Annotated in this window: 4 protein-coding genes and 1 pseudogene; 3 read left to right on the forward strand and 2 right to left on the reverse strand. The window is 55.8% G+C overall.

Annotation, left to right across the window (positions count from 1 at the left end):
- Positions 1–144: 144 nt before the first annotated feature.
- A pseudogene (locus J1C49_RS21250) lies at positions 145–348 on the reverse strand (transposase); the annotation flags it as partial.
- A 161-nt stretch (positions 349–509) separates the two neighbouring features.
- On the opposite strand from J1C49_RS21250, the gene J1C49_RS21255 reads away from it, so the two are divergent.
- Positions 510–689 carry a hypothetical protein gene (locus J1C49_RS21255; RefSeq protein ID WP_227447824.1) on the forward strand — a complete coding sequence of 60 codons (180 nt, stop codon included), beginning with the start codon at positions 510–512 and terminating at the stop codon, positions 687–689.
- Positions 690–1727: 1038 nt separating this feature from the next.
- Here J1C49_RS21255 and J1C49_RS21260 read toward each other — a convergent pair.
- Complete coding sequence (locus J1C49_RS21260; RefSeq protein WP_227447826.1) at positions 1728–2900, reverse strand: IS5 family transposase; 1173 nt, start codon at positions 2898–2900, stop codon at positions 1728–1730.
- Between the two features lie 90 nt (positions 2901–2990).
- Here J1C49_RS21260 and J1C49_RS21265 point away from each other — a divergent pair, with 90 nt between their 5' ends.
- Positions 2991–3137: a Hint domain-containing protein gene (locus J1C49_RS21265; RefSeq protein WP_227447827.1), complete on the forward strand. Its 147-nt coding sequence runs from the start codon at positions 2991–2993 to the stop codon at positions 3135–3137.
- Positions 3138–3867: 730 nt separating this feature from the next.
- On the forward strand, positions 3868–4760 hold an 893-nt coding region (locus J1C49_RS21270), incomplete at its 3' end, for a Hint domain-containing protein (RefSeq protein WP_227447825.1).

The following is a 4760-nucleotide window of genomic DNA, read 5'->3' on the forward strand; positions in this document are numbered from 1 at the left end:
CATCATCACTGCGGTCGCCAGAAAGCTGGTAAACATCGCGAACAAGCTATGTAAAACCCGCCAAAAAATACGCCGACTTGGCCACCTGACAGATACAGTTGCACCCCCCCCCATTATCCGGGCAAAGACGCCCTTATCGCTCTACCGCTTCCAGCGATTGTAGGGCGGCTTGTGCGGACCATAGGCTGAAGGTAAATCAGCCCATCGTAATATGTTGCGATTGATGAAGATAATCGCGCTCAACACACGTCTGTCATCGACGCGCGGCTTGCCGTGGGATTTGGTAAAGAGGGGCACAAGACGCGTCATCTGCGCCTCCGTCAGCCAGAAGAGAACAGACGTGTTCACCGCTCGTTTTCGAAGCCCGAACCACGCCGCCAAGCAAAAATTAATGGAGCCTGACTGCAAAGTAAGGAAAAAGGAAAAATTCCGCAGTAGTTTACGTTTTGTTAACAAAGATCAAGTTACTTAATTGGTTATTCACGAAGCTTAAGCTAAAGGGCCCAGAAATGAGAGAAGTAACTAGCAAGTCAATTATAGATATAATTGCCGGATCAGAAGAGCTAGCCCGTAAAGCTAAAGCAAAACATACCGCCCAGCTCCTTAGAATGGCATTTTATACAGCGCAAGCGGAAATCGATTACGACGCAAAAGAACATGATTTCTTCATAGCAAAAACAGGAATATGACTTTCCAGGTGCGAACATCTATATCTTTGAGGGCAGTTCAATACCTGAACGGATAGAATTTAGAGGCTTTTGGGATAACATTATTTCGGAGCTCGTTGAGCATTAAGAGAGATTTTGAAAAACCTTGTGCCTCAAGCATGTAAGAGAACGCTGATCAAAGTATAACCTCATGCACTGCCAAAAGCAATCAGTGTGCGCGAACATGGGTGATGTCAGCGCAGCCCGCGGGGCCGCATTCTTCGGCACCAACAAGTTCTTGGGCGTCTTGCGCAAGGCGCCCAATGGCAAGGAAATCGCTCCCATCAACGCTGAGTACAACAGCGTAATCGCGTTGGTGGCGACGCGCGTCGAACATCTCTTCCGCGTGCTCCAAACTCCGGTTCGGTCATCTCAAGACCCACTACCGCGGCCTCGCCAAAAAGCGGACACAACTTTTAATGCTTATCGTCCTAGGCAACCTGTTCCTCTTGATAGCGGAAGCTGATGACATGAGGCAGGGGCTATGGAAAGCGCTCGTTTCGACCGCTTAAGGGTGCCAGATCGTGAGAAGTCCATTCTGCCGGGGGCGCCAAACTCCGCTCTCACAGCCCGATTGATCGCCTCTCGGAGAAGCCGAAGCCATAATTAAGACCTTCCCAAAGGAAACAAACACGTAGCCTTAATGTGCCATTAACACTTAACGTCTCAGATAGCGATCACATTAAACCGAGGGACAAGCATGGTGAGTTCGCACGACGTGTACCATATAGTGATGAAAACGCTGGAGGACATGGATGCCTTTGGTCGTGACGGAGATTGGTCAAGCTTCCGGCATACGGCTGACGCTGCAAAATTTGCGGGATTTCAGTCACCTAGACAAACCGAATGCAGCATTAATTGCAGAGCGAACCGTTCTGACTTTCTCACGGTGTCTTGATTATTAGCAGGTTGCTGAAATAGTCCCCGAGCCGGAACGCTGTTCCGTCATCAGGGTTGTGTCGGGTGATCGCAATGCCTGTCGGCGCTTTTGACGTATGCGTCGGGCGCCGTTCTCCCGGTTCACGCAGTCAGCAACCGGGGCAGTCTTGCGAGATTGTTAGCTGCAATTGTCAGGATGAACCGCGAACGGACGCGCTCGACGCCGCGATACACGGTCTGGGCTATGCCACCGACTGTCTTGGCCCAGCCAAACAATTCCTCAATCCTCTTGCGGTACTTTTGTGACAGGTCATAGCCTTCATGCCGGGTGGTTCGGCCATCAATTGCGGGATATCGCGATTTCTGGGCGACATGAGGTGTGACACAGGCTTTGCGCAGGTCGGAAACGAACCCGGACGCGTCATAGCCCTTGTCAGCGCCCAGCGTCAGCTGTCGGGTTGATCCCGGGGAATGGCGGTGAACCATGTCCAATGCGGCCTTGCGCTCGGCATGGCCGTCGGCCTGGGTCAGGTCGCCCTGCACGACCAGGCCCGAGCGGTTCTCCATCAGCGCATGCCCGATGAAGCACAGCATGGCCCCGGTGCCCGGGGATTTCTGGTAGAGCCGTGCATCGAGGTCAGTGGTCGATTGGTGGGTAGCATTGGAGCGCTTCCCGCCCTCGAAGTCGACCTCGGCATTGCGGCGGCGGTGGGACTTGCGGGGCATCGGCTCGGTTTCGGCGGGTAGATCGGAAGGCTCAGTTTCGGGCGCGGTGTCCAAGGCGGGCGGATCAACCGGCCCATCTTCGTCAGGCGGACTGGCCTCTGCCTTCGGCTGAAAACTCTTCATCGACGCCCAAGCCTTCACCAAGGTGCCATCCACCGAGAAACGCTCGTCCGACAGCAGCGGCGCGACCTCGCGGTGAGCGAGGATCGCCGCCATCACCTCGCGCGACATCTCGGTCGTCAGCAGCCGGTCGCGGTTCTTCGTGAACACGGTCGGGACCCAGACCGGATCGTCAATCCCGACGCCGACAAACCAGCGGAACATCAGTTTGTAATCCATCTGCTCCATCAGTTTTCGCTCGGACCGGACCGAAAACAGGATCTGCAGCAGGTTCGCGCAGATAAGCCGCTCAGGCGGGATCGAAGGGCGGTCGAAATCGGTATAAAGCGCCTCGAATTCGGCATCGAGGCTGGCGAGCGCGTCATTGACCACCTGTCTAATCTTGCGCAGCGGGTTTCGCGGCGGGATGCGCTCTTCCAGATCGACATAGCTGAACAGCGACCCGCTCGTATCGTCCGTCCCGCGCATCATCACCCCCACCGTTACCGTACCAAAGGTGAATCATGTTCTCAAACCGCTATTGAGGCAGGACTATATCAGCGGCCTGCAAAGGACAGCCTGCCGGACCGGGTAACCTACTACCATGTGGAAACAGACGCCCACGACGTGATCCTGGCGAACGGCGCGCCGGCGGAGACCTATGTGGACTATGTCCAGCGCCGGGTGTTCGACAACTACCGGGAATACGTCGATCTTTATGGCTAGGAGCGGACCTTTGCGGAGATGGGCATGCCACGGGTGTCGGCCGCGCGTCAGGTGCCTGCGTCCATCCTGAAGCGGATCGGTGGCTCCGAAGCTGCCTGAGCACGGATGAAACCGGGGGCCGGTGTCGTCCGCGACACCGGATTGTGGCGGTCCTCGATATACGTTGGACCGCACGTCCCCATTAAGTCTTCGACACAGCAGCGCGTCTGGGAGACGCCGTGCGCGGGCTGTTCGCCTTCCAGTAGGTCGGCGAGTCCTTGTAGGCGATCCTGACGTGGAACTGCGCGATGCGGGACAGCTCTTGCACGCTGTAGATGCGGAGATCCGAGGCGCGATGGTCTTTTTCGCACGCCACCGGCAGAAACATGATTACAGCATCGCCCCTCACCATCGAAGGAACAAGGCTCGGCAAGTGTGTCGAGGGCGTGCCATCCACGGACATCCGCAGGAAAGCGGCTCGACAGTTCTGTTCAGCGCGCTGAAGAACGTCGTTGTCAGGCACGGAAGACGAGGGTTCGCGGTGTGATCCGCCCAAATTCGAGCGTCTGCGCGACCGCAGAAACCGCACGCGGTAAAAATGCTTGTCCAGTGAGCAATATCAGGAATTCTTGCTGTCGAGCGGCGGCCACTTGGGAAATGTCGGTTTAGTCTGCCGTTGACAACAGAAGACATATTCAATATTGTTAATAAAATATTAACTTTTTCGTGTATGGATGGGGAGCTCGAGAGCATGGCAGCTTTTGCGTATGATCTGGCGTGTGTATTCAATCAGGCTGGAAGATCGGCAAATTTCAGTCAGAACGTCACACAAACTCCTTTGAGTGGCACGGTGCAAGACGATGGCGCCGACACAGCTTTTAGCGTGAACGAGGTAGTTGCGGATCCTGGCCTCAGCACCCTGTTTCCCGACTACGCTGGTCCACCAGGCGATCCGGAACCGACGGTAGTCGGGTCTTACAGCACCTCCAGTGATCTGTGGCTGGTTGTGCTCGTTCCGAACTCGTCGCCGAACGCGTCTGGCCAATCCGGTACTGACAATCTCGTTTTTTATGGTCCAGCTGGCGCTGACAAGTCACTCTTGCCCACAAATCAAATCACGATAGACGGCGATATTGACCAGAACGATGTGCCCCAGTGCTTTGCCGCTGGAACGCTGATACTCACACCCCGCGGCGAGCGTCAGGTCGAAGAGCTCGTGATGGGAGACCAGATATCAACAGCTGACGGCAAAACGGTCGCTGTGAAGTGGATCGGGCGGCAATCAGTTCACAAGTTGTTCACCCCTGCCGAACGCTTCGTGCCGGTCCGGGTCACCGCCGGTGCTTTGGACAATGACCTACCCCATACGGACCTCGTTATTACGGCCGATCACGCGCTGATCATCGACGATCTGGCGATCAACGCCGGTGCGCTTGTGAATGGCACCACCATTGCTTACGAGCCAATCGACACCCTGCCCGAGCGCATCACCTACTACCACATCGAGACGGAAGACCATGATGTGATCCTGGCCAACGGTGCTCCGGCCGAGACCTATGTGGACTATGTCCAGCGCCGGGTCTTCGACAACTACCAGGAATACGTCGATCTTTATGGCGAGGAGCGGACCATTGCGGAGATGAG

Origin of the sequence: Cognatishimia sp. F0-27, assembly GCF_020667845.1 — a bacterium.
Classification (GTDB): Bacteria; Pseudomonadota; Alphaproteobacteria; order Rhodobacterales; family Rhodobacteraceae; genus JAFMPQ01.